This window comes from Ruegeria sp. HKCCD6604 (genome assembly GCF_013110635.1).
Taxonomy (GTDB): Bacteria; Pseudomonadota; Alphaproteobacteria; order Rhodobacterales; family Rhodobacteraceae; genus Ruegeria.
Map to the genome: position 1 here is coordinate 853,287 of NZ_WVQW01000001.1, position 23,768 is coordinate 877,054.

The window sequence follows — 23,768 nt, forward strand, 5'->3', positions numbered from 1 at the left end:
CAGGATGACACTCAGGAGGCCCCATTTATGCGCTATATGATGACCTACGACCTTATGGAGTCCATGCGTAACACCAACCAGTGGCTTGGTGCAACCGCAAGCGCGATGGCGTCCTACCCGCTGTTTTCCATGACACCCAACCCGGCGTTCAGCTGGATGGCTGCCTGGGGCGAAGTTACCGAACGAACCTTCCAGCGAATGATCGTCAAACCTGACTGGGGCATTCGTACTTTCACCTGCGAGGATGGAAAGGACCATCTGGTCGAGATCACGACAGTTCTGGAACGCCCCTTTGGCGATCTGGTTCACTTCCGTGTCAACGGCCGGGAAGAACAACCGCGCAAGGTCCTGCTGGTTGCGCCCATGTCCGGCCACTACGCCACGCTGCTGCGCTCGACCGTCAAAAGCCTGCTGGTCAATTGCGAAGTTTACATCACCGATTGGCATAATGCGCGCGATATTCCTGTGTCTGCCGGCAAGTTCGATGTCGAAGACTACACGCTCTACCTTGTAGATTTCATGAAGGAACTGGGGCCGGACACGCATGTCGTCGCGGTTTGTCAGCCCGCCCCGCTGACACTGGCGGCCACCGCCTATCTGGCCGAGGTCGAACCCAAGGCTCAACCCAGCACTCTGACACTGATTGGCGGGCCGGTGGACCCGGACGCGACCCCGACCGACGTCACCGACTTTGGACGCCGTGTGACGATGGGTCAGCTGGAAGAAACCATGATTCAACGGGTCGGATTCAAGTACAAAGGTGTCGGGCGTATGGTCTATCCCGGCCTGCTGCAACTGGCCTCGTTCATGTCGATGAACGCCGATCGCCACTCCAAGGCGTTTTCCGATCAGATTCAGCGTGTTATCCGCAACGAAGCCTCGGACCTGGATGCCCATAACCGTTTCTATGACGAATATCTTGCGGTGATGGACATGACGGCCGAGTTCTATCTGTCGACGGTCGAACGCGTCTTCAAAAACCGCGAGATCGCACGCAACGAATTTGTTGTCGCCGGCCACAAGGTGGATATCGGCAAAATCACCGATGTTGCCGTGAAATCGGTCGAAGGTGCGAATGACGATATCTCGGCGCCCGGGCAATGTATTGCTGCACTGGACCTGTGCACCGGTTTGCCAGACAGCAAAAAGGCCAGTCACGTAGAACCCGGCGCGGGTCATTACGGCATTTTCGCGGGCCGCAGCTGGCGCGACAACATTCGCCCGCTTGTGATTGATTTCATGAACGAAAACAGCCGCAAGAAACGTCGCCGCGCAGCGAACACCAACAAGGTCGCCTGATGAACATGGGCGGGCCGGCACATGGTGGCCTTGCCTTTTCCTGCAGTTGCGGCCAGTTGAAGGGTCAAATCTCGGACCGGGGTGTTCGGCTTGGAACCCATGTCGAGTGTTTCTGTCATGACTGCCGCGCGGCGCAGCTGTATTTCGGGCAGCCCGACCCGGCGCCCGGCCCGGTCGACATCTTCCAGATGGCACCGGATGAAATCGAAATCACCGCCGGAGGCCAATTCCTTTCCGCCATGAAACTCAGCCCAAATGGTATGCTGCGATGGTATGCCAGCTGCTGCAACGCCCCGCTGGCGACGACGCCACGGACTGCACGTTTGCCCTTTGCAGGGTTTATCGTCGGAAGGATGACCGGTGACGTTTCCGCATTGGGGCCGGTCACGACCCGTGGGTTTGTCCCTCGGCCCGATGGAAAACAAAAACACGAAAAGGTCAGGTTTGCGGCGTTTGGCCTTTTGCGCCGCGCCCTGCTATCGCGCCTGTCAGGACGGTGGAAGAATACGCCGTTTTTCGACCCCGAGACCGGCGATCCTGCGGTCCTACCGAATGTCATTTCGAAAGACGAGCGGGCGGCGCTTTACCCCTAGACAAAACCCCTAGACAAACTTTTGCGGAGTATTCAGCCAGGTTTCCAAGGCTTTGTTGACGGCATCGGGCGCTTCCAGCGGCAGCAGATGCCCGGCATTTTCGACGATCTCAAACGCGGCCTCTGGTATCAGGTCAGACATGAAAGAATGCCGTTTGACCGGGGTAAGCGTGTCATGGGCACCGCACATGATCAAAGTGGGGACTTTGATCCGGCGCAACGATCCCTGTTGGTCGGGTCGGCGCTGCAAGGCACGCATTTGGCGCACAAAAGTTTCGGCGCCCAGATCATTCGCCATTGCCAAAAGATCATTCAGAATGGGGATTCGCCTGGGCCCCGGCGCCAAAGTATCTGTGCCGACCAGTTGGCGCATGACCTCTTCCAGCCGCCCACCCAGGGCCCCGATGATCAGATCCTCGCGGCTGGCCGCGATCTGAGGTGTGTCCGCCTGTGCGTCCGTCGACATCAGGCACAAGCGCGTCACCCGTTCCGGTGCCCGCCGGATCAGTTCCAGCCCCACCACACCACCCATGCTCTGCCCGGCCAATGCAAACCGATGTGGAAGCTGATCCAACAGCCCCGAGGCGATCTCTTCAATTCGCTCGCCTCCGGAAACAGGTGCAACAGTGACGGGCCGCGACCGTGACAACACCTCGATCTGAGGTCGAAACAGCCGGGCATCACACATCAACCCAGGCAACAACACCAGCGGTTCGTTCACGCGGGGGCTCCATCTGCTCGGTTTTCCGAGTCCTTCCAGTTGTTGTCAGGATGAGAGTTTTGCCGCAGCCGGGCAAGGAAAACTTCACGGGTAGGCGATGGCGCGAAATGCCGGAAAATCGGCGTAACGGGCTTGCCGCGTCGCAAGGTCTTCACCGGGTTCAGCGCCGGGCTTCAACAGACACCCACGCGGAGCAATATAGCTGTCGATCCGGCGATGCGGCCTGGGCCGCCAGACAAGGTTGAACGCACAGAGCTTGGGGAAGAACCAGATTTCGGAATACTCCAGATGATCGTGCATCCACCACGCCAGATCTCGCCAGTCCCTGCCCTGCGCATATTGATCCGCGAACCACGGGATAACGATAGATGCCCCGGCAATCCGCGCATCCCCTTCCCCGCGATCCCAGATATGGCATTCCAGCGGGTGATCGTTTCGGGCGCAGTTCAGCTTGTTTTCATTGCCAAACCGGTTCAAGGACGATGAACGATAACCCGACCTGACCGCGACCCGGCCAAATGTCTCTTCCAATGGGTCAAGAAGGGTTTCGCAAAACGCGCGGCCTGTTTCGATCGCCAGATCCGGGTTGTCCGGAATATTCTGCTTTTGGTGGAAGTTGCCGATTTCCGAATACAGAAAATCGCGCATGAAGAAATGCCGGGACAAGCGGACACGACCCAGGGTCTCAAGGCTCCACATGCTGCCCGGCTTACGCATCTTGCGTCCTTTTTATCCAATCAATCAGGGTTTATTCCACCCCCAAGCCCTTCAGCCACTCCAGAGTACCAGCAACGGCGGCATCGGTTTGACCCGGCGACATCAACCGCCCCGCGATAACATGTGAAGACGGATCGTCACCCGGCCCCATCGTCACCAGCCTGACCGTTGCCGGAGCGCCCCAGGCCTCGGCAACCTTGTGCGTCCGGTCCGGCCGCACAACCTGATCATCATCCGAAAACCAGAACAAGGCGGGTATCAGGGCCTCAGAGAAATCCAGTGCATAGACCGTATCCACCAGCACGGACATCGGCACGACGGCTTCCCACGGGTAGACCGACGTCCAGTACCTGTTCTTCTCTGGGTCCGGCCCTGACACATCGCGTTCTTGCCCCATCAAAACAGGCAACCAGCTTCTTGCCCATGGCAATGAAGGCACCCACGCCGCGACGGTATTCACACCAAAGTTCGGCGAGACAAAAACCATGCCGACCACATCCTGGCTGAGGTCTGCATCCAACGCAGCGGCCGCCGCCAGCGTTCCTCCGGTCGAGGTGGAAATGACGATCACCTTTTCCCCGACCGCGCGCGCCGCTGCCAGCCCTTCTGCGGTATCCTGCATCCAGCCCGAGGCCGTACCCTCGGCCATCGCCGGCCCATCCCGACCGTGACCTTGCAACCGCGTGTAGACCAGATTGGCGCCCAAAGCGTCAGCCACCAGATCAGGAACAGGGCGGATTTCCTCGGAACTTGCTGAAAAACCGTGGATGTACAGAACAGAATACGGCGTGCGCTGTTCCTTGAACCCGTCCTGCCAGATCACGCGTTTTTCGACACCCGGAACGATGTCATCATAGGCAGACTCGGTGCTTTCAAAATAAACCTGAACACCTTCACCAAATTTTCGAGAGTCAAAGGTCGGGTGCAGGTTCACTTCCTCGCGCGGGCCGAACCAGAAGACCAGGCCGCCAAGAACAACCAGCGCCAGAAGAGCGCGCCCCAGAAACCAACCAAAGCGCCGCATCAGGCTTCTCCCAACACGTCAAGAACCGCGGTCTTGATCAGACGCAGGCACTTCTCGTCCGAGAAGCGATGATCGGCCCCCTTGACCAACAGCAGCCGCATGTCAGGGCCCGCAGCATGTTCCAGCAGCCGCACGGCTGTTTCGGTCGAAACTGCCGTGTCTGCGGTGCCTTGCAGGAAACGAACCGGGAACGGCAGATCCAGTGCGCCCCGCAGAACCAAATTCTGGCGTCCGTCTTCGATCATGCGCTTGGTGATGATATAGGGTTCCATATAGTCGGACGGCAGCTCGACATGGCCGACAGTGTCCAGCGCAGCTTTTTGTTCGTCGCTGAACGAAGCCCAATACCCGTCCTCGGTGAAATCCGGCGCGGCGGCGATTGTCACCATGCCTGCAATTCGCTCGGGCATGACTTTGGCCAGCAGCAATGCCTGCCATCCCCCCATTGATGAGCCAACCACGATCAAAGGTCCGTCCGTCAATGCCTTTACCGCAGCCAATGTGTCCTGATGCCAGTCACCGATACAGCCCTCGGTGAACGCGCCCGAGCTTTCGCCGTGGCCGGAATAATCGAACCGCAAGAACGATTGCCCCCGCGCCTGTGCCCAGGCTTCCAGATGCACGGCCTTGGTGCCTTCCATGTCCGATTTGAGCCCGCCCAGAAAAACGATGGTCGGTCCTGCCCCTTCGGTCTTGTGATAAGCCAGTCGCCGCCCCTGCGGCGTCTCCAGAAAATCCGTCGCTGCCATGAAATCCTCTTTCTCTTTAGGCAACATCATGCACGGCAGCACGATGGTCGCAATTCCGGAATTCGATTTCCCGTTGCGTCAGCTACGCACCTTGCGACACTTGACAGTAATTGTTGCACCTGCCACATGGGCCGAACACACATAACCCGCAACCGGGCGTTCAGTGGGCGCCAAACCGACGAGGAGAGCCGATATGGCCTTGGATTCTCAATCCGTCTCTCTCACCTTTCCCGATGGCAATGCACGCACCTACGCCGCAGGCGTCACGCCCGCGCAGGTGGCTGCCGACATCTCAACCTCGCTGGCCAAAAAGGCCATCTCGGCCACCGTTGACGGCCAGCACTGGGACCTGCAATGGCCCATCGAATCCGACGCGCAGATCGCCATCCACACCATAAAGGATGAGGCCCAGGCCAATGAGCTGATCCGCCACGATCTGGCCCATATCATGGCGCGCGCGGTTCAGGAGATCTGGCCCGCCACCAAGGTCACCATCGGCCCTGTCATCGAAAACGGCTGGTATTATGACTTCGACCGCGAAGAGCCGTTCACGCCGGAAGATCTCGGCCTCATCGAGAAAAAGATGAAAGAGATCATCAACAAGCGTGATCCCGTCACCACCGAGGTCTGGGACCGCGAGCGGGCGATCGAGTTCTACAAGGCCAACAACGAGCCCTACAAGGTCGAGCTGATCGAGGCTATTCCCGGCAACGAGCCGCTGCGCATGTACTGGCACGGGCACTGGCAGGATCTGTGCCGAGGTCCGCACCTGCAACATACCGGGCAGGTTCCGGGGGATGCGTTCAAGCTGATGTCCATCGCCGGCGCCTATTGGCGTGGCGACAGCGACCGTGCGATGTTGCAGCGTATCTATGGTGTGGCCTTCACCGGAAAGGAAAAGCTGAAAGCGCACCTGCATATGCTGGAAGAGGCCGCCAAGCGCGACCACCGCAAGCTGGGCCGCGAGATGGACCTGTTCCACATGCAGGAAGAGGCCCCCGGCCAGATTTTCTGGCACCCCAATGGCTGGACGATCTACACCCAGTTGCAGGACTACATGCGCCGTCAGCAGCGCAACGGCGGCTATGTCGAGGTCAACACGCCGCAGGTTGTAGACCGCAAACTGTGGGAAGCATCGGGCCATTGGGACAAGTATCAGGAAAACATGTTCATCGTCGAAGTGGACGAGGAACATGCCCGCGAAAAGGCGATCAACGCGCTCAAGCCGATGAACTGCCCCTGCCATGTGCAGATTTTCAATCAGGGCCTGAAATCCTATCGTGACCTGCCGCTGCGCATGGCCGAGTTCGGGTCTTGCAACCGCTATGAGCCGTCAGGTGCGCTGCACGGTATCATGCGTGTGCGCGGCTTTACCCAGGACGATGGGCACATCTTCTGCACCGAAGACCAGATCGAGTCAGAAACCGCAGAGTTCATCCGGTTCCTGTCCCGGATCTACAAGGATCTGGGATTCGAGAACTTCTCGGTCAAATTCTCGGATCGCCCCGAGAAACGGTCGGGGTCGGATGAAGTCTGGGACAAGGCCGAAGCCGCGTTGCTCAGCGCGACACGTGCTGCCGGGATCGAGCCGGAGCTCAACCCCGGTGAAGGCGCCTTTTATGGTCCCAAGCTGGAATTTGTTCTGACTGATGCGATCGGTCGCGATTGGCAATGCGGCACGCACCAGGTTGATTTCGTTCTGCCCGAACGCCTTGAAGCCACCTATGTCGGCGCTGACGGTGGCAAGCACCGCCCCGTCATGCTGCATCGCGCGACGCTGGGCTCGTTCGAGCGTTTCATCGGTATCCTGATCGAAGAACACGCCGGCAAGCTGCCCTTCTGGCTTGCGCCGCGTCAGGTCGTGGTTGCGTCCATCACCTCCGATGCGGATGGCTATGTCGCCGAAGTGGTCGAAACGCTGCGCGGCGCCGGTGTGCGGGCCGAAGCCGACATTCGCAACGAAAAGATCAACTACAAGGTTCGTGAACACTCGGTCGGCAAAGTTCCGGTCATTCTGGCCGTCGGCCATCGCGAAGTTGAAGACCGCACCGTCAGTGTCCGGCGTCTGGGCGAAAAACAGACGCAGGTCCAACCGCTTGACGTTGTAACAAACGAGCTGTCGCAGGCAGCCACCCCGCCGGATTTGCTGTAACAATCGGCAGCATATTGCTGGGAATCTGGCCCCCGAATTGGGGCCAGATTGAAACAATTCACTCTTTCTTCATCAAAAACAATGCATTACGCTGCAAGAGGGCACGCCGCCCCTTGACGTGCTTGTGAGACACGGGCTCGTGAATTCAACTCTGTCTACCAAGCTACTACCTTTGTCATTGTCACAAGCAGACATACCCAGTCATCAAGAGGATTACCGAGATGTCGAACACAGCCAAGTCCCTGGTTATCGCAACCGCAGTCGCAGCCGCCGTATCGGGCGCCGCAACCACTGCATCCGCTCAGGCAAAGGAAAAATGCTATGGCGTATCGCTGGCCGGTCAGAACGACTGCGCCGCGGGCCCCGGCACCACCTGCGCGGGCACCTCGACCGTTGATTATCAGGGCAACGCATGGACCCTGGTTGATGCAGGCACCTGCGCGGATATCGAACTGCCCGCACAGGCAGACGGCACCCCGCGCAAAGGCTCACTGGAAGCTCAGGATCGCGACCTGCCGGCATAAGAACGGCCTGACGAATTCAGGGGCGGGCACCATCGCCCGCCCCTTCCCTTTCGTGATCAAGGAACTGACCCATGCTGGATGATGCCCAACGGTCGAACCGTCTGCCCGCAGCGCCGGGCGTTGGTTACAAGCCGCAACACTTCGCTCAGATACTTGAACACGCACAGCCCGTCGCATGGTTGGAAATCCATGCCGAGAACTACATGGGCGACGGCGGGCGGCCTCTGGCGCAGCTGCGCCACCTTTCCGAACAATTCCCGATCTCGGTCCATGGCGTCGGCCTGTCCATCGGCGGCGAAGGCGCGCTGGACCCTGATCACCTGGCCCGGCTGAAACATCTGGTGGGTTGGCTGAATCCCGCCAGCTTTTCCGAACACCTGGCTTGGTCCACACATGACACCCATTTCTACAACGACCTGCTGCCCCTGCCCTATACCGACGCAACACTGACGCGCGTTTGCGATCATATCGATCAGGTTCAGGACACCGTCGGACGGCAGATGCTGTTGGAAAACCCCTCAAGCTATTTGGCTTTTGAAGAAAGCACCTGGTCCGAGCCCGACTTCCTGCGCGAAATTGCGCGTCGCACCGGTTGTGGCTTGTTGCTGGATGTCAATAACGTCTTTGTCTCTGCCACCAATCTGGACTTTTCTCCTCAGGGTTACATCGATGCCTACCCACTTGAAAAAGTGGGGGAAATTCACCTTGGCGGCCATGACGAGGATGAAGACGATCACGGCCATCCGCTGCTGATCGACAGCCACGGGCGTGAAGTGGTCGACCCGGTTTGGGCGCTGTTGGATTACGTGCTGGAACGCACGGGGCCGAAACCCGTCCTGATCGAGTGGGACACCGACGTACCGGACTGGTCCATTTTGCGGGAAGAGGCCGTTCGCGCGCAGACCGCCCTTGAACGGATCCCGGCATGAGCGTTTCGCAATCCGAATTTCGCGCGGCCATGATGGATGCGTCAGCCCCTGTCCCCGAAGGTTTGCTTGACGCCCAGGCGCAGCCAGCCGGTCGTCGGTTCAGCGTCTATCGCAACAATGTCGCCGTGTCCTTGACCGAGGCGATGCATCAGGCGTTTCCAGTCATCACCAAGTTGCTGGGGCCACAGAACATGGACGGGCTGGCCGGGATATTTCTGCGCCAGCACCCGCCATCATCACCGCTGATGATGTTCTACGGTGAAGCCTTTCCCGAATTTCTGGCCGGAATGCAGCAGCTTTCCCATCTTGGTTACCTGCCGGATGTGGCTCGGCTGGAACTTGCGTTGCGCAAGTCGTACCACGCCGCCGACAGCCAACCCGCCCCGGCAGACGCGCTGGCCGCAGACCCCGAACAGGTCATGCGAACCCGGCTGCGTTTTGCCCCGGCCATGCGGGTGGTACGCTCGGACTGGCCCATTCACGCGATCTGGCGTTTCAACACCGAAACCGACGCGCCGAAACCCGATGCGCGCGCCGAGGATGTTTTGATCACGCGCCCGGAATTCGACCCGGTTGCCCAGTTGTTGCCCGCCGGCGGCGCCGATTGGATCGCCCATATGCAAGGCGGCGACATGATCGGCGAAGCATTTGAAAAAACCGCTGCGGCGCAGCCGGAATTTGACCTTGGAACCACTCTGGCACTGCTTTTGCAGGGCGGTGCAATAACTTCTGTGACTATCGAAAGGCTGGAGACATGACTGCCCTGATCTCACTTCACAACAATGTTCTGGGAAAGGTGGACCTGGCGTCCAACTGGCTTACACCCACTCTGGCGCGACTGGTCTTTGTCGCGGTTCTTCTGGTCTATTACTGGAACTCGGCTATGCTGAAGATCGACGGCTCGATCTTTTCACCTTCAGCCGGTGCCTTCGGTCAGATTTTCCCCAAAGCCGCCGAAGCCGTCCTTTACGACGTATCCCAAATGACGTTCTTTCAACGGGTCGTCATTTTTTTTGGCACGGTTGCAGAATTCGTCCTTCCCGCGCTGCTGCTGGTCGGTCTGTTCACCCGTCTGGCGGCCTTGGGTATGATCGGTTTCATCTGGGTGCAGACTCTGGTCGACGTCACCGGCCATGGCGTGAAACTGGGCAGCCTGTTCGACGCGGCGCCATCCATTATGGATCAGCGCACGATGTGGACATTCATGATGCTGGTGATCGTGATCAACGGTGCAGGCCCCATCTCACTTGATCGGATCCTGCGTCTGAAATGACCTAGAAATGCGCTTTGGGCTGGTCTGGCTTACCTGCTGCCAGCCCAAGCACCCCGGCAACCCCGGCAAACGCGATCGGGAACATGGTGAACACACCAAATCCGAAGGCGTAGTACATCGCCGCCGCTGAAATCAGCAGCAGGATCCCTGCAACGAGGGCGCGCGCGGGCGCCATCGCCCCCCCGGCAATGGCCAACAAAGGCGCAATGATCGACACAGCCTGAATCAGGTCAGGGTTGTCCACCTGCCTCAGAACGCCGTCTATCTCGCCGACGTGATCGATGACGACCACCTTCGCATACCCGAAAAACCCGACGATCATCCCGATCAGCCCGGCAATAACGCCCAAGATCATGGCGGCATTACGCATTTAACGTCCTCACTGTTGCTTGCAGGCACATAAGCATTCCTTAAGAAATACCAAGCTGCGTGCGTGTTTCCGCAGTCCAGCCGAGAAACAGCTCTCCGCCTTTCTCGATCAACGGGCGCTTCATCAGGGTGGGATGCTGTTTCAAAAGCTCCAAAGGTGCTTTCGCGCGCTGGTTGTCATCCAATCCGCGCCATGTCGCTGACCTGGTGTTGAGCAAAGCGTCGCCGAAGTCAGCAAGAGCCTGCGACAGCACAGCATCCGGCACGCCGTCGCTGCGGACATCCACGAACTCTGCGTCTGGCAACGTTTTCAATGCTTTGCGACAGGTGTCACAGGTTTTCAATCCATAAAGGCGCATGTTTTTACTGCTCCTGCATTTGATTGCATTTTAGGCAAACTTGCCAGTTTCAGGCGGTTATTCTTGATTTTTTACTTCACCGTGCAATGTTGAAAAAGGCGAAACACACGAAACGGACTGTTCAGAAAGTGCCAAACAGTCTTTTTTGTGGTGACGCTGACCACAGCCCCCACCAATTTGTGGGACAATGCGCAAGTAGAAGGAGACACGGGACATGCCAACCGGCACCGTGAAATGGTTCAATACCACTAAAGGTTATGGTTTTATTGCCCCTGATGAAGGGGGCAAAGATGTGTTTGTACATATCTCGGCCGTAGAACGGTCCGGCCTCACCGGACTCGCAGACAATCAGAAAGTCTCGTACGAGTTGCAGGACGGACGCGACGGCCGACAAATGGCTGCGGAATTGAAGCCGTTGTAACGACATCCCCGCTGATCGCGGGATGGATCCATTAAGGATGGCGGCCAATTTCCGGCCGTCAACCACCCCCTACCGGGCCTGTTCCATTACCCGCGCGCGGATTGTTCATTTGCGCGGCGTCGATGGTGTATATCCGTTGCTGTGGTGTCGGATACCCCGGGTTCCTGCGACCTGATCCCAGCCCCGCCCCCAGATCGGATTTCCCAGGCTTTCATTGTGTGCTCGGGGCGACGCTGGCACGTTGCGACGCCCTTCGTTCCGGTTTCAGGTCATCGTGCATGCGTCGCAAAAGCCCACACTCTGCTTAGGCGATGGATCGCTTGGCATGACAATCCGAAAAAATTGGCGCCCGGCAATTCGAATTCTATTTGCGAATGATCTCTTCGAATTCGCGCCACTCCCGAGCCGTCATGCCCGAGCTTTCCTGCGTGACGTCCTCACCCGCCAGCATGCGGCGCAGGCTTTCAACCATCTGAGCCGACAGGTTGACGGCCCCAAGACGGTAGTCCTCGAATGCTTTATAGGCAAAGGGCACCCAGTCGGCGACAATCTTGCACATCGTATCAGCGTAGACGCGGATCTCATATTGAGCATGAGGGTCAGCGCGCAGTCGCAAAAAATGGAACAGGTTGTGCAGGTCGACCTTCCAATACCACTGCGTATAGATGTTTGCAGGCAGGTTCATCCGCGCCAATTCTCGAGCCAGACCCTGCTGCCCGTCCTGGCTGATCATCGACTCGTAATTGTCATAGCACCGGGCGCTGTCGGCCTTGAGGATGTCCAGAACACGCGCGGCCTCTTCACCTTCCAGAGCAGAGCCACGGCCCTGATTGTTCACCTCTGATTGGGCGGCCACATGTTCGGGTGCGGGAATATAGAACTCACGATCCAGAATTGAATATCGCGCCGAATACTCATTTACATTGGCCGTACGGTGCCGAATCCACTGCCGCGCCACGAAGACCGGCAGCTTCACATGCAGTTTGACCTCGCACATTTCGAAAGGGGTCGAATGCCAGTGCCGCATCAGATACCGGATCAGACCTTCGTCATTCTGAACCGATTTGGTTCCTTTGCCGTAAGACACGCGCGCGGCCTGACAGATGGCCGCATCATCGCCCATATAATCAATCACGCGGACAAAGCCGTGATCCAAAACCTGATGCGCGGTGTACAGGTGATCTTCCATTCCCGCTGAAACGACGCGACGAGTGGGATGCGATTGGGCACGTTGCGCTTCGATCTCGGCCTGTTGGTCAGCGGACAGCGGCATCAAGTTTTCCTTTCTGGCAATGAGTCGCCCCCTACTATATCTCGCCAACCGCAACATCGAAACCGCGATATATGCCGCAACCCACGCAAAATTCAGTTCGCCAGACCCAGCGGTCTCGACACACTAGGTCGGCGCGCTAAGCTCTTTGCAAACTGAGTCGAAAAGGATGAGCAAAATGGCGCTGACATATCTTCACACCATGGTCCGCGTGAAGGATTTGGAAAAATCCATGGCGTTTTACAAGCTTCTGGGCCTGAAGGAAACACGCCGCTATGACAGCGAAGCCGGGCGATTTTCACTGATTTTCATGGCCCCTCCGGGGCAGGAGGATGCGCCGATCGAGCTGACCTACAACTGGGACGGTGATGACGGCCTTCCCAGCGACAGCCGCCATTTCGGTCACCTTGCATACGGCGTCGACAACATCTACGAGGTTTGCCAGCACCTTCAGGACAATGGTGTCACGATCAATCGCCCTCCGCGTGACGGTCGCATGGCCTTTGTACGCTCACCCGACAATATCTCGATCGAGCTTTTGCAAAACGGCGATGCTTTGGAGCCGAAGGAACCCTGGGCCAGCATGGAAAGCGTTGGCCACTGGTGATCCGGTGGGTCATAACGCTTGGGTTGGCCGTGCTGGCCAGCCCGATCAAGGCCGAGACGTGTCGTCTGGCCCTTGCATTGGCCATGGACATTTCAGTGTCGGTCGATGAGGCCGAGGACTTGCTGCAACGGCAGGGTTTGGCGGCTGCGCTGATCGCACCCGAAGTGCAGGAGGCCTTTTTCTCCTCTCCTATGCCGGTTGCTTTGGCTGTTTACGAATGGAGCGGTCGTTCCACCCAGCACGTCATTTTGAATTGGTTGCTGATAGAAGATGTTGCTGACCTGCTGTTCGCCTCCGGTCAGATAGGTGGTTCCGTGCGATCAGATACCGGATCAGCGACCGCCATGGGCTATGCCCTGGCTTTCGGGTCAACCTTGATGAACAAAGCACCCGACTGCTTGTTTCAAACGATTGACCTGTCCGGAGATGGTTCAAACAACGATGGCTATGGGCCGCAGATAGCCTATCGTCACTTCGCTTTCCAGAATGTGGTGGTCAATGGCCTCGTGATCAACGCGGCTGATTTTGAAGGCGAACTTTTTCTGATCCCGTTTTTTGAAAACAACGTCCTGCATGGTCCCGGTGCCTTTTTGGAGGTCGCTCAGGGGTTCGAAGATTTCGAACGGGCCATGCGGAAAAAGCTGAAACGGGAATTGAGCGGTTTGCAGATTGGTGCGCTTGATGAAGACCCGCAATAAATCCGCGCCTGAGTGCTGCTTTTGCGGGCCTGTTCTCTGGACCGGCATTTGAACAAGGCCGCCAGGCCTGTGCATCAGTGCAGGACGGTTTTGGTTCTGCGCGACACACAACCCCGGTCAGTAGATGTATCGGATCTGGTCGGTCCAATATCGCTCCACCCGGCGCAGTGACGTGGTGATGTCTTCGATACCTTCCAACTCCAACACGCCCCTGCTTTGCAATCCTTCGGCGTGACGCGCAAACAGGTCGGACACGATATTGCGGATTTCCCTGCCTCGTGGTGTCAGACGTACGCGGACAGAGCGGCGGTCAATCTCGCATCTCTGGTGGTGCATATACCCCATCTCAACCAGCTTCTTGAGGTTGTAGCTGACATTGCTGCCCTGATAGTAGCCGCGGCTTTTCAGCTCGCCCGCCGTCACTTCGTGATCGCCGATATTGAACAGCAGCAGCGCCTGAACCGCGTTGATTTCCAGCACGCCGACGCGCTCGAATTCATCCTTGATGACATCCAGCAGCAACCGATGCAGCCGCTCCACCAGGGCCAGCGCCTCAAGATAGCTGGTCATGAACCCCTTGGCTTCAAGCCCGGAGACCTGCATTTCCATACTCATCCGACCCTCCGATTCAGTCGTGCTGTTTGAGACACGATGACCTGAAAGTCCGAAAAATCGGTTAAGCCGGTATTTTCTTATTTCTGAAAGGTCTGCGCGATGTTTGAAATCAGACTGGCAAACTGCGCCGGCGGCTGCACCTGACCTGTGACCCATTGATAAAGGTCCTGATCGTTTTCGTGCAGCAGCGCGTCAAAGACATCCAGCCCGGCGGCATCCATATCTGCCAGGTTGCGATCGGCATAAGCGGACAGGATGATGTCCATCTCTTTGATCCCGCGCCGCATGGATCGCATTTTCATTCGCTTGATGCGTACGTCCCGGGGTTCACTCAATTCTTCTGCTCCAGCATCAGACGCATTTTCTTTTCCAGACGCGCCGCACGTTCAGCGCAAACCCGCATCTCTCCTCGGATGGCGCGCAGTTCGGCCACCGCGGTCGACAGTTCCATTCCACCTTCGCCCTCTTCCACCGGGGCATCCATGCCATCGCCCTCACCGGTCAGCAGCCACATGATCGAGACATTGACCAGCCCCGCCATCATCGACAACCGGTTCGCACGCGGCTCGGACAGATCGTTTTCCCAATCGACAATCGTCGTCTTCTTGACGCCAAGGCGGCGCGCCAGCTCTGCCTGGGTCATTCCGGCCGCTTCGCGCGCGCCTGCCAGACGGTCCCCGAATGTCGCTGACTCAGGTCCATACCAGTCTTTTTCATCATTCATCGGGGTCTCCAATTCACATTGTCCATTCGGCTTGATCGTCATTCCGGCGCACCCTATGACAGTCGGGTTGAACATACAAACCGAGGCCATCCATGAGTTTCCTGTCTGCGACACTGTCACGCGTTAAACCATCGCCCACGATAGCCATGACAGCCAAGGCCGCCGAGTTGAAAGCCGCCGGGCGCGACGTGATCGGCCTGAGCGCGGGTGAGCCGGATTTCGACACCCCGCAAAACATCAAGGACGCCGCCGTTGCAGCGATTGCAGCCGGAAAAACCAAGTACACCGCACCGGACGGCATTCCGGAACTGAAGCAGGCGGTTTGCGCCAAGATGAAGCGCGATCACGGGCTTGACTACACGCCCGCGCAGATCTCGGTTGGAACGGGCGGAAAGCAGACGCTGTACAACGCCTTGATGGCAACAATGAATGACGGTGACGAGGTGATCATCCCCGCGCCATATTGGGTAAGCTACCCCGACATGGTTTTGCTGGCAGGTGGAACGCCGGTTGTTGTTGAAACGACGCTGGCCAACAGCTTCAAGCTGACGGCAGAACAACTGGAAGCCGCCATCACCCCAAGGACAAAGTGGTTCATCTTCAACTCGCCCTCGAACCCGACAGGCGCAGGGTACAGCCGGGATGAGCTCAAGGCCCTCACCGATGTTCTGATGCGCCATCCGCATGTTTGGATCATGTCGGACGACATGTATGAACACCTGGCCTATGACGGGTTTGAATTCTGCACGCCTGCCGAGGTGGAGCCCGGCCTGTATGACAGGACGCTCACCTGCAACGGTGTTTCGAAAGCCTACGCCATGACCGGCTGGCGCATCGGTTATGCGGCCGGTCCGGTCGAACTCATCTCGGCGATGCGCAAGATCCAGTCGCAATCCACCTCGAACCCCTGCTCGATCAGCCAGTGGGCGGCGGTGGAAGCGCTGAACGGAACACAGGATTTTCTGACGCCGAACAATGAAACGTTCAAACGCCGCCGTGATCTGGTGGTGCGCATGTTGGACGAGATTGACGGCATAACCTGCCCGACACCCGAGGGCGCGTTTTATGTCTACCCCTCGATCGCCGGGCTGATTGGCAAAACGACACCCGCGGGAACCGTCATCGAAAACGATGAAGCCTTTGCCACGGCCCTGCTGGAAGAGGCGGATGTCGCCGTCGTGTTTGGCGCGGCCTTCGGCCTGTCACCCAACTTCCGGGTCAGCTATGCGACGTCCGATGCAGCCCTGACCGAAGCTTGCGCTCGTATACAGCGCTTTTGTGCATCTCTGAGGTAAACATGTCTGCCGACCTGCCCGAATATTATTTTCGTATCCGTGAAAACGGGGCCGCGGTGTTTCGGATCGATACGGAAAACCGCCAGCGCCGGATCGAGATGGACCAGATCGCCGTCATCAACATCCGCAACGGTGAGGTCAAGCCGCACGGCCAACGGGTTTTGTCCGAACGGGATCAGGCAGAGATCGCCCAATGGATGGACGAGCGCCGGGCCGTACTGGCCCAGCGCGACATCGACGACATTCACCGCGCTGTCGACTATCTGAATCTGACAACGCAATGGGCGCAGTCCAAGGCAAGCGACGAACAGCTTGAGGATGTAACCGACAGGTTGCTGATGGCGATGCACGATCTGCGCACGGTTCTGGTTCGGAAAAAGGCCGACCGGTTGAGCAAAGACTAGGCAGGTTCCGCTGGCGCCTGCATCTGCCGCACCGAATGCATCCAGAACCGGGCCATCAGCAGCACCGCCGCGAAGGCCAGGCCAAGCACCAGTCCCAGCCAGACACCGATGCCATCCATCTGACGGACGAAGCCGAAATAGTAGGACGCCGGAATTCCCACCACCCAATAGCTGAGCGCCGCCATAACCATCGGTATCTTGGCATCCTGCAAACCACGCAGCAGTCCCAGCGCAATCACCTGCGCCCCGTCGACCAGTTGGAACAGGGCAGCCATGGCCAGCAATCCTGTCCCGATTGCCAGAATTTGTCCGCGCTGCGGATCATCGGCCTCCATGAACAGGGAAATCAGCGGCTCGGCATATGTCAGGAACAGGATGACGGTCACGACGGACATGACCAGCGACATGCCAGTCACGGCAATCGCACCTTTCTCCAGATGCGCCTTGTCCCGGCGGCCCAACGCGTTGCCGGCCCGGATGGTGGCCGCATTTGACAGCCCCAGGTGCACCATGAATGTGGCCGACGCCAGATTCAGGGCGATCCCGTGCGCGGCCAGCGGGACCTGACCCAGCCAGCCCATCATCACGGCGGATGTTGCGAACAGCGACACCTCGGCCAGGGTGGTCAGGCCAATGGGCACGCCCAGTTTCCACACGCTGATGAACATTTCCCAATCCGGACGCCAGAAGCGCTGGAACAGGCTGTGTTCCGGCAAGGTCCGGACCACATAGACGACAACAGCGACCAGTGAAACGACCTGCGTCGCGATCGAAGCGATCGCAGCGCCCATCACGCCCAGTTCCGGCGCGCCCCAGTTGCCAAAGATCAGCGCATAGTTGGTAAACCCGTTCACAACCGCCGCCGTAACCGTGATCCACAGCACGATCTGAGTTCGCTCCAGAGCCGCAAGGTAGGACTTCAACACCATCACGATGAGCGCCGGAAACAACCCCCAACCGGCAACACGCAAATATTCCGACGCGGTTTCAGCGATATGCGGCTCTTGTTTCATGGCGATCAGGATCGGATTGGACCACCACAACAACGGCATGACCACCGCAGCGTATAGCAGTGACAACCACAGCCCCATGCGCGTCGAGCGGCGAATGCTGGTTTCGTCCCCTTCTGCCGCGGCGGTGGCAACCATCGGCATGACGGCCCAGCCAAACCCCGCACCAAACAAAAACAGAACGAAATAATAGCTGCTGGCCAGGGTAACCGCCGCCAGCGCCTCGACCCCGTACCAGCCCAGCATGACGGTGTCGGTCAGGCCGATGGCAAACTGCGCCAGATGGCCACCGATCAACGGCAGGCCAAGCACGGCAATTGCCCGAAAGTGGGCCGGATATGTCATCACTTTTGTCATCGCACCAGCCATATGCGCGGGCTTGGCGCGAGACAAGAGATGATCGCTAAAATGTCAACATGATACTTCGGTGCCCGCTTGCGCAGTCCAGGCGGGCACCGGCGTGATTAACGAGCGTCCGGATGCAGTGCTGTACCCAGAATATGCTCGGAGCGGTGAATCACGTGATGCGCCTGCCCCACGATCAACGGATCGGGCTCACCCACAATGTCGTGATCCTTGCCCGGATAGTCCAGCGTCGACAGGAAATGGCGCATACAATTCAGCCGCGCGCGTTTCTTGTCATTCGACTTGATGATCGTCCACGGCGCGTCCGCGGTATCGGTGTAAAAGAACATGGCCTCTTTTGCTTCGGTATAATCGTCCCACTTGCTGAGGCTGGCCTTGTCAATCGGTGACAATTTCCACTGTTTCAGAGGATCCGTCTCGCGACTTTTGAAACGACGCTGCTGTTCTTCCTGCGTGACCGAGAACCAGTATTTGTAAAGCTGGATGCCCGAACGTACCAGCATCCGCTCCAACTCTGGCGTCTGCCGCATGAATTCCAGATATTCATTGGGAGAGCAGAAGCCCATCACCCGCTCGACACCGGCGCGGTTGTACCAGGACCGGTCGTAGAACACCATTTCGCCAACTGTTGGCAGTTCCTGAATATAGCGCTGGTAATACCACTGCCCCTTTTCTTCCCAAGTGGGTTTATTCAAGGCCACGACCCGGGCCTGACGCGGATTGAGGTGCTCCATAAACCGCTTTATCGTACCGCCCTTGCCGGCAGCATCGCGCCCTTCGAACAGCAGAACGAAACGCTGCCCGGTTTCCTGCGCCCACAACTGAACCTTCAGCAACTCTGCCTGAAGCTTGGCCTTCTGTTCTTCGTACACCGACCGCGCCATCTTGCGGCCATAGGGGTACTTGCCGCTTTCAAACGCCTGCCGGATCTTTTCAGGGCTGGGCTCTGCGACCTCTGCAACCGGCGTCGGCCTGGTCTTGACCTGAGTTGAATTTGTTTCGACCCGAGCAATGGCTTCCATGAAATCTTTCCTTTTCTGTTGTCCCGGAAAGGAGCTAGCAGAAAGGCCACGGATGCGCTTTGATTGGGGTCAAATTGATGCCTCAAAAACCCATATATTCCGCACTGGATACAAGGTTCCGATACAAACGCCGTTTTTCAAGCTGTGCCCGAGCGGCCCTTGCCTGAATCCTCAATAGGATCGTCTAATCGACCTCGGCCAACATGGCCGAGGCTGGCGCCCGTTTGGCGCACCGGGTCGCTGATCCCCTTGTTTCAGGCTTCATCTATGCCCCCAATCGTAAGGGTTGTCAGAGTTGTTGGGCGACAGACCCAATTCGTCGCCTTCCGTCGAACATCCCAGCCCCAGAACCGTGCGGTTCGCATAAGAGAAGTAGGAACAGACCTGATTGATCTCGAGGATTTCTCCATCATCCCACCCTGCCGTGCGCAGCGCCGTCACATCCGCTTCGACCAGATCGCCCGGATCCTCGGTCAGTTTGCGCGCATAGGTCATGGCCGCCACCTGCGCTGCATCCAATGGCGCGGCGGCCGGATCGCGGGCTTCGATCGCGGCCCGGATCGCGTTTCCCCGTTCTTCGTTGTCCAGCAACCGCTGCAACCCTGCGAAATGATGTTCGACGCAATATCCGCATCGGTTCAGAGAACTGACCCACACACCCAGCACCTCGAGGAACCACTTCGGTATCTTGTTGCCCGAGTGATGCAGCACTGCCTTGTAGATCGCCATGTGCCCTTCCATCGAATGCGGCCGCAACGAATGCGCCATCATGATATTGTCCACATTGTTGCCCGGGCCCGTGACGCGGTCATAGAGTTTCTTCAGCCTGCCTGTGGCCTGCTCGAATGGGATGGTTCTGATCCAGCTCATTTGGCTTCCTGTTGACGTGATTGCCTGTCCTTCAAAGACTAGAAGCGCTTTGAGCCCGAGGCGAGACGAATTCGACACCCCGTCAGAAAGAACCCGGACCAGCACAGACCGCAATTCGATCATCGGCCCGGTTTCCCGAAACACAAACACGGCAAGTCCAGTTTAAGCCCTGCGAGCATCCGCCCTAAACCATCAGCCGTTCGGCACCCCGGTCAGATTGGGCTAGACGCCCTCTATCTCCATGGTGCGGAACTCATTCTTCAGCCAATTGTGCCGGGCACACATCGGTCTTGTGAAATGCTGACGTATCAATTTGCTCATGGCCTTCTGGATCAGCACCGACGTTGTTGCCGGGTATACTTCGGTTGTAAACAGCGATACTGTGCGAACGAAGTTGCTGCCGGGAAAAGGCATGGCCTTTACGCTGTTGTGAAACCTCTGCGTTCGGTGAAAGCACGCCGCCGTCGTGATTGCCCAGCCACTGCCCTGCGCGACCAGGCCGATGATGGATTGGTTGCACTCCAGTTCAAACCGGTTGGGCAGGCTGAACTTGCTTCGGGCCAGTTGAGTTTCAATCTGCTTGCCGATCACATAGTCACGCGAATACCTCAACAATGGCAGGTCGGCATCCGGGTTGAACAGCTCGTCCGGGGACCCTTCAAACTTGTTGGGAACCACGACGATGAAGGGGTCTCTCATCAACGGGTATTCGATCAGCCCCTCGGTACGACCCAGCGGTCGTGTGGCGACGCCCACGTCAAGCTTGTGTTCCTGAAGTTTGGCAAGAATTTCGTGGCTTGGGCGCGTGAAATGGCGGAAATTGCACCGCGGCAGAGCCTGCGCCAGAAAACGAACAAGGTCGGGCGCGATCTGGTTGTCGAAATCATCGATCAAAGCCAGCCGCAGATCCGTCGCATGCTGCCAGTTTCCCGTTCGTATCTCGGCCTCACCGCGTTTCAGCACAGTCAGACCCTCACGCACATAGCGGGCAAACACCTCGCCCGCCGGCGTCAGGCCCATCGGGCGGCGCCCATGGTCGACCAATTCAATACCCAACGCGCGTTCGAGGCTGCGCAGGTGGTTCGAAACCGTGCTGATCGACAAGTCTGTTTCTGATGCGACTTGCTGAATCGATCCGGATTTGGCGATCAGCTGAAACACTTCCAGCCATCGAAGACTCAGAGATTTGGACACGGCAACCGACCATTGTTTCGATTTGTTCGAAACTAGCGAAGCAGAGTTTTGCCCATGCGGCAATGAAGATGTTGATCGAAAGGGTCGATTCTAGGCTTTCATCCGCACAAAATCAGGGTCGTACGGGCTTGGGCTGATAACCGTCGCACCAATCCGTTTCCCGCAGCTGTCCAGCTCCATTTCGCGGCCAAGCTTCGCCAGGGACGGATGAATGAAAGCGTGCGCCAGATTTAGCTCCGTGCGATACCCCCATTCGCCCGACGTGATGGTGCCAACGACAGTATCATCCTGCATCAGTGATGCGCCGGGATGCGCGGGGCCAAGGGATGAATCGATGCGCAAGGGGACCAGCTTGCGTCGTGGTCCATCCGATTTCCGTTTCAACAAGGCATCACGCCCCACGAAGGCGCCCTTTTCCAGTCGGACGAACCGATCCAAGCCGGTTTCAAAAGGATCAAATTCGGTGATCAGATCGGCTTTCCAGTGCAAAAAGCTCTTCTCCATGCGCATGGATTCAACGGCCCTGGCACCGAACAGTTTCAGCCCATGCGTTTCGCCGGCCTCGCGCAAGGCAAGATAGGCCGCATAGAGCGAGGCGTTGGGAACATGGATTTCATAGGCCAACTCGCCCGAGAAACTGAGGTTCATAACCGTCGCCGGAGCAATACCGACAAAGCACTCGCGCACGCTGAGCCACGGGAACGCATCTGCCGACCAATCTCCTCTGGCGCAGGCTGACAAGACAGAACGCGACTTCGGGCCAGCCAGAACCAGAATGGTCTGATCATTTGTCAGGCTGCGCAACTGAACGTCCTCATCGATGCGCAGATGCAAGCGCAACCAATCCATGTCGTGAAACTCGCTCGCCGCGGCGGAACCATACCAAACGCGGGCCGGCCCCCTGTCGCAGGCGGGCAGATTGGCAATCGTCGCTTCTGCCTTGATCATACCGTGGTCGTTCAACAGGTATCCCAACCCGACACGCCCGTCACGCCGAGAGACCAATCCACAAAACAACCGGTCCAGCAATGCGTGCCTGTCGGATCCTGTGATCTCGATGCGGTTGAACCCGTTGACCTCTGCAAGCCCGACGCCGGTTCGAATGCTTTCGACTTCGGCAGCTACCAAGTCGAAGGTTTCGTCAAAATCGAAACCAAGCGTCGGCGAAAATCCGGGATCGGGTTTGATATAGTCCACCCTCTCCCACCCGTTGACCACAGTGAACTCGGCCCCTTCGGATGCCAGAACAGGCGTCAGAGGGGTCGTCTTGGCGGGTCGGCCCGCAGGGCGATGTTCATGCGGAAAGTGGAACCTGAATTCGTTCTGGTAATCTTCAATCGCCTTTAGTGCCGTGAGTTCCACATTTGCATGTCCGGCGAACCTTCGGGGATCGAGGCACCACGTGTCATAGCATGCCTCGCCATGCACGATCTGCTGTGCCAGCAACCATCCGTGACCGCCACCTTCACCCAGCCCGGCCCGCAGGCCAATGATACAAAACGCGTTGCGTTTTCCCGGGATCGGACCGACCAGAGGCGCCCCGTCAATTGTGTAGGTGATTGGCCCGTTGACCACGGTGTGAATACCAACCTCCATCAAGGCAGGCATGCGCGCGAAGGCCCCTTCCAGCACATCGGTCACACGGTCCAGATCATCCGGGCACAAAGCGTTCACGAAGTTCGGATCGATCCCGTCCATACCCCAGGTCTTACATCCCTGCTCGTAGAACCCGAGTAGCAGCCCGTTCTTTTCCTGTCGGCAATAATAGTCGCTGATCGGGCAGCGCAGCAGCGGCATCCGATGCCCGGCATCCCGGATAGCCTCGATTTCTTCGGTCAGGAAATACTGATGTTCCATGGACGACACGGGATGATGAACACCCATCATGGCGCCGACTTCGTTGACCCTGTAACCACAGGCGTTGACGACGACATCACAGTCGATATCCCCGTGCTCGGTATGCACGGTCCAGGTGTCATCGTTGTGCTGTGTCAGCGCGGTCACCGGCGTATTTCGATACACCTCGGCGCCCGCCTTGCGTGCCCGGCGCGCAAGGGCCTGGCACAATTGCGCCGGATCGATGTCGCCGTCCAGCGGATCCCAAAGCCCACCGATGAGATTATCGGTCGAAATCAACGGGTGTCTCCGAGCACATTCATCCGCGTCTATCACCTCGAAATGCACGTCCATCCCCCGCGCCATGGACGCAAAGTGACGATAGCCCTGCATCTGCCCTTCGGTGTTGGCCAGACGGATCCCACCGTCTGCGTGGTGATAGTTGATAGGGTAATCCGGATCGTCGGCCAGTTCCTTGTACAGACGGATCGAATGAGATTTCAGGCCGACCATCGTCTGGTTCATGCCGAAATTGGTGACCTGCGCCGCCGAATGCCATGTCGTGCCCGAGGTCAGTTCATTCCGTTCGACCAAAACCACATCGGTCCACCCTTCCCGGGTCAGGTGGTAGAGCGTCGAACATCCGGCGATCCCGCCCCCTATCACAACGGCTCTGGTACGCGACTTCATGGCATTGCTCCTTCAACTTCGGCACCAGTCTTGCTGAA

At 58.1% G+C, this 23,768-nt stretch carries 27 protein-coding genes; 12 read left to right on the forward strand and 15 right to left on the reverse strand.

Going from position 1 to position 23,768, the window contains the following annotated elements; genetic code table 11:
- The first annotated feature begins 27 nt into the window (after positions 1 to 27).
- Both phaZ and GS614_RS04255 read left to right on the forward strand, forming a co-directional pair.
- Positions 28 to 1,299, forward strand: a complete 1,272-nt coding sequence (phaZ, locus tag GS614_RS04250) for a polyhydroxyalkanoate depolymerase (protein WP_171115225.1) — start codon at positions 28 to 30, stop codon at positions 1,297 to 1,299.
- Positions 1,299 to 1,892, forward strand: a complete 594-nt coding sequence (locus tag GS614_RS04255) for a DUF6151 family protein (protein ID WP_253285283.1) — start codon at positions 1,299 to 1,301, stop codon at positions 1,890 to 1,892. The genes phaZ and GS614_RS04255 overlap by 1 nt, the downstream gene beginning before the upstream one ends.
- A 9-nt stretch (positions 1,893 to 1,901) precedes the next feature.
- Here GS614_RS04255 and GS614_RS04260 read toward each other — a convergent pair whose 3' ends face one another.
- The 4 genes from GS614_RS04260 to GS614_RS04275 all read right to left on the reverse strand — a co-directional run bounded on the left by GS614_RS04260 (position 1,902) and on the right by GS614_RS04275 (position 5,102).
- Positions 1,902 to 2,612 carry an alpha/beta fold hydrolase gene (locus tag GS614_RS04260; RefSeq protein WP_171725575.1) on the reverse strand — a complete coding sequence of 237 codons (711 nt, stop codon included), beginning with the start codon at positions 2,610 to 2,612 and terminating at the stop codon, positions 1,902 to 1,904.
- Between the two features lie 84 nt (positions 2,613 to 2,696).
- Positions 2,697 to 3,311, reverse strand: coding sequence for a hypothetical protein (locus tag GS614_RS04265; protein WP_171329040.1), 615 nt, complete (start codon positions 3,309 to 3,311; stop codon positions 2,697 to 2,699).
- Positions 3,312 to 3,360: 49 nt separating this feature from the next.
- A complete protein-coding gene (locus GS614_RS04270; RefSeq protein ID WP_171327789.1) occupies positions 3,361 to 4,353 on the reverse strand; it encodes a carboxylesterase in 993 nt (330 codons plus the stop codon).
- Entirely contained in the window at positions 4,353 to 5,102 is a 750-nt protein-coding gene (locus tag GS614_RS04275; RefSeq protein ID WP_171615789.1) for an alpha/beta fold hydrolase, read from the reverse strand. The genes GS614_RS04270 and GS614_RS04275 overlap by 1 nt, the downstream gene beginning before the upstream one ends.
- Positions 5,103 to 5,295: 193 nt before the next feature.
- Here GS614_RS04275 and thrS point away from each other — a divergent pair, with 193 nt between their 5' ends.
- The 5 genes from thrS to GS614_RS04300 all read left to right on the forward strand — a co-directional run bounded on the left by thrS (position 5,296) and on the right by GS614_RS04300 (position 9,980).
- Complete coding sequence (gene thrS, locus GS614_RS04280) at positions 5,296 to 7,254, forward strand: threonine--tRNA ligase (RefSeq protein ID WP_171725576.1); 1,959 nt, start codon at positions 5,296 to 5,298, stop codon at positions 7,252 to 7,254.
- A 221-nt stretch (positions 7,255 to 7,475) separates the two neighbouring features.
- Positions 7,476 to 7,778: a DUF2282 domain-containing protein gene (locus GS614_RS04285; RefSeq protein ID WP_170343841.1), complete on the forward strand. Its 303-nt coding sequence runs from the start codon at positions 7,476 to 7,478 to the stop codon at positions 7,776 to 7,778.
- A gap of 71 nt (positions 7,779 to 7,849) precedes the next feature.
- A complete protein-coding gene (locus tag GS614_RS04290) occupies positions 7,850 to 8,707 on the forward strand; it encodes a DUF692 family multinuclear iron-containing protein (protein ID WP_171725577.1) in 858 nt (285 codons plus the stop codon).
- Positions 8,704 to 9,465, forward strand: a complete 762-nt coding sequence (locus tag GS614_RS04295; RefSeq protein WP_171725578.1) for a DNA-binding domain-containing protein — start codon at positions 8,704 to 8,706, stop codon at positions 9,463 to 9,465. Before GS614_RS04290 ends, GS614_RS04295 begins: the two co-directional genes overlap by 4 nt.
- Positions 9,462 to 9,980, forward strand: a complete 519-nt coding sequence (locus GS614_RS04300) for a DoxX family protein (RefSeq protein ID WP_171167483.1) — start codon at positions 9,462 to 9,464, stop codon at positions 9,978 to 9,980. The genes GS614_RS04295 and GS614_RS04300 overlap by 4 nt, the downstream gene beginning before the upstream one ends.
- A 1-nt stretch (position 9,981) precedes the next feature.
- Here the strand turns inward: GS614_RS04300 and GS614_RS04305 are convergent, their stop codons facing one another.
- Together GS614_RS04305 and GS614_RS04310 are read right to left on the reverse strand one after the other, a co-directional pair.
- A complete protein-coding gene (locus GS614_RS04305) occupies positions 9,982 to 10,350 on the reverse strand; it encodes a hypothetical protein (protein WP_152458486.1) in 369 nt (122 codons plus the stop codon).
- Between the two features lie 40 nt (positions 10,351 to 10,390).
- The gene (locus GS614_RS04310; RefSeq protein WP_152458487.1) at positions 10,391 to 10,708 is read right to left on the reverse strand and encodes an ArsC/Spx/MgsR family protein; all 318 of its coding nucleotides are present in this window, start codon (positions 10,706 to 10,708) and stop codon (positions 10,391 to 10,393) included.
- Positions 10,709 to 10,922: 214 nt separating this feature from the next.
- Between GS614_RS04310 and GS614_RS04315 the strand changes: the two genes are divergently transcribed.
- Positions 10,923 to 11,129, forward strand: a complete 207-nt coding sequence (locus tag GS614_RS04315; RefSeq protein WP_152458488.1) for a cold-shock protein — start codon at positions 10,923 to 10,925, stop codon at positions 11,127 to 11,129.
- A gap of 364 nt (positions 11,130 to 11,493) precedes the next feature.
- On the opposite strand, the gene thyX is transcribed toward GS614_RS04315, so the two are convergent.
- Complete coding sequence (thyX, locus tag GS614_RS04320) at positions 11,494 to 12,402, reverse strand: FAD-dependent thymidylate synthase (protein WP_152458489.1); 909 nt, start codon at positions 12,400 to 12,402, stop codon at positions 11,494 to 11,496.
- Between the two features lie 175 nt (positions 12,403 to 12,577).
- Between thyX and GS614_RS04325 the strand changes: the two genes are divergently transcribed.
- Together GS614_RS04325 and GS614_RS04330 are read left to right on the forward strand one after the other, a co-directional pair.
- Positions 12,578 to 13,006 carry a VOC family protein gene (locus GS614_RS04325; protein WP_170343834.1) on the forward strand — a complete coding sequence of 143 codons (429 nt, stop codon included), beginning with the start codon at positions 12,578 to 12,580 and terminating at the stop codon, positions 13,004 to 13,006.
- A complete protein-coding gene (locus GS614_RS04330) occupies positions 13,003 to 13,704 on the forward strand; it encodes a DUF1194 domain-containing protein (protein ID WP_171725579.1) in 702 nt (233 codons plus the stop codon). The genes GS614_RS04325 and GS614_RS04330 overlap by 4 nt, the downstream gene beginning before the upstream one ends.
- 117 nt (positions 13,705 to 13,821) lie before the next feature.
- Here GS614_RS04330 and GS614_RS04335 read toward each other — a convergent pair whose 3' ends face one another.
- The 3 genes from GS614_RS04335 to GS614_RS04345 form a co-directional block, all read right to left on the reverse strand.
- Positions 13,822 to 14,319 (reverse strand): MarR family winged helix-turn-helix transcriptional regulator, encoded by a 498-nt coding sequence (locus GS614_RS04335; protein ID WP_371807722.1) that lies wholly within the window; start codon positions 14,317 to 14,319, stop codon positions 13,822 to 13,824.
- A gap of 77 nt (positions 14,320 to 14,396) precedes the next feature.
- Positions 14,397 to 14,621 carry a succinate dehydrogenase assembly factor 2 gene (locus tag GS614_RS04340; protein ID WP_170344713.1) on the reverse strand — a complete coding sequence of 75 codons (225 nt, stop codon included), beginning with the start codon at positions 14,619 to 14,621 and terminating at the stop codon, positions 14,397 to 14,399.
- Positions 14,622 to 14,650: 29 nt separating this feature from the next.
- The gene (locus GS614_RS04345) at positions 14,651 to 15,043 is read right to left on the reverse strand and encodes a helix-turn-helix domain-containing protein (RefSeq protein ID WP_171115209.1); all 393 of its coding nucleotides are present in this window, start codon (positions 15,041 to 15,043) and stop codon (positions 14,651 to 14,653) included.
- 92 nt (positions 15,044 to 15,135) lie between these two features.
- Here GS614_RS04345 and GS614_RS04350 point away from each other — a divergent pair, with 92 nt between their 5' ends.
- Together GS614_RS04350 and GS614_RS04355 are read left to right on the forward strand one after the other, a co-directional pair.
- Entirely contained in the window at positions 15,136 to 16,338 is a 1,203-nt protein-coding gene (locus GS614_RS04350; protein ID WP_171205520.1) for a pyridoxal phosphate-dependent aminotransferase, read from the forward strand.
- Positions 16,339 to 16,340: 2 nt separating this feature from the next.
- Entirely contained in the window at positions 16,341 to 16,742 is a 402-nt protein-coding gene (locus GS614_RS04355; protein ID WP_170343830.1) for a hypothetical protein, read from the forward strand.
- On the opposite strand, the gene GS614_RS04360 is transcribed toward GS614_RS04355, so the two are convergent.
- The 5 genes from GS614_RS04360 to GS614_RS04380 form a co-directional block, all read right to left on the reverse strand.
- Complete coding sequence (locus GS614_RS04360) at positions 16,739 to 18,097, reverse strand: MATE family efflux transporter (RefSeq protein WP_371809376.1); 1,359 nt, start codon at positions 18,095 to 18,097, stop codon at positions 16,739 to 16,741. The genes GS614_RS04355 and GS614_RS04360 overlap by 4 nt on opposite strands.
- 119 nt (positions 18,098 to 18,216) lie before the next feature.
- Positions 18,217 to 19,140 (reverse strand): polyphosphate kinase 2, encoded by a 924-nt coding sequence (ppk2, locus tag GS614_RS04365; protein WP_171205518.1) that lies wholly within the window; start codon positions 19,138 to 19,140, stop codon positions 18,217 to 18,219.
- Between the two features lie 261 nt (positions 19,141 to 19,401).
- Positions 19,402 to 20,010, reverse strand: a complete 609-nt coding sequence (locus tag GS614_RS04370) for a carboxymuconolactone decarboxylase family protein (RefSeq protein ID WP_171725580.1) — start codon at positions 20,008 to 20,010, stop codon at positions 19,402 to 19,404.
- Between the two features lie 222 nt (positions 20,011 to 20,232).
- Positions 20,233 to 21,204: a LysR family transcriptional regulator gene (locus GS614_RS04375; protein ID WP_171615803.1), complete on the reverse strand. Its 972-nt coding sequence runs from the start codon at positions 21,202 to 21,204 to the stop codon at positions 20,233 to 20,235.
- Between the two features lie 90 nt (positions 21,205 to 21,294).
- Positions 21,295 to 23,730 (reverse strand): FAD-dependent oxidoreductase, encoded by a 2,436-nt coding sequence (locus tag GS614_RS04380; RefSeq protein ID WP_171725581.1) that lies wholly within the window; start codon positions 23,728 to 23,730, stop codon positions 21,295 to 21,297.
- Positions 23,731 to 23,768: the final 38 nt, after the last annotated feature.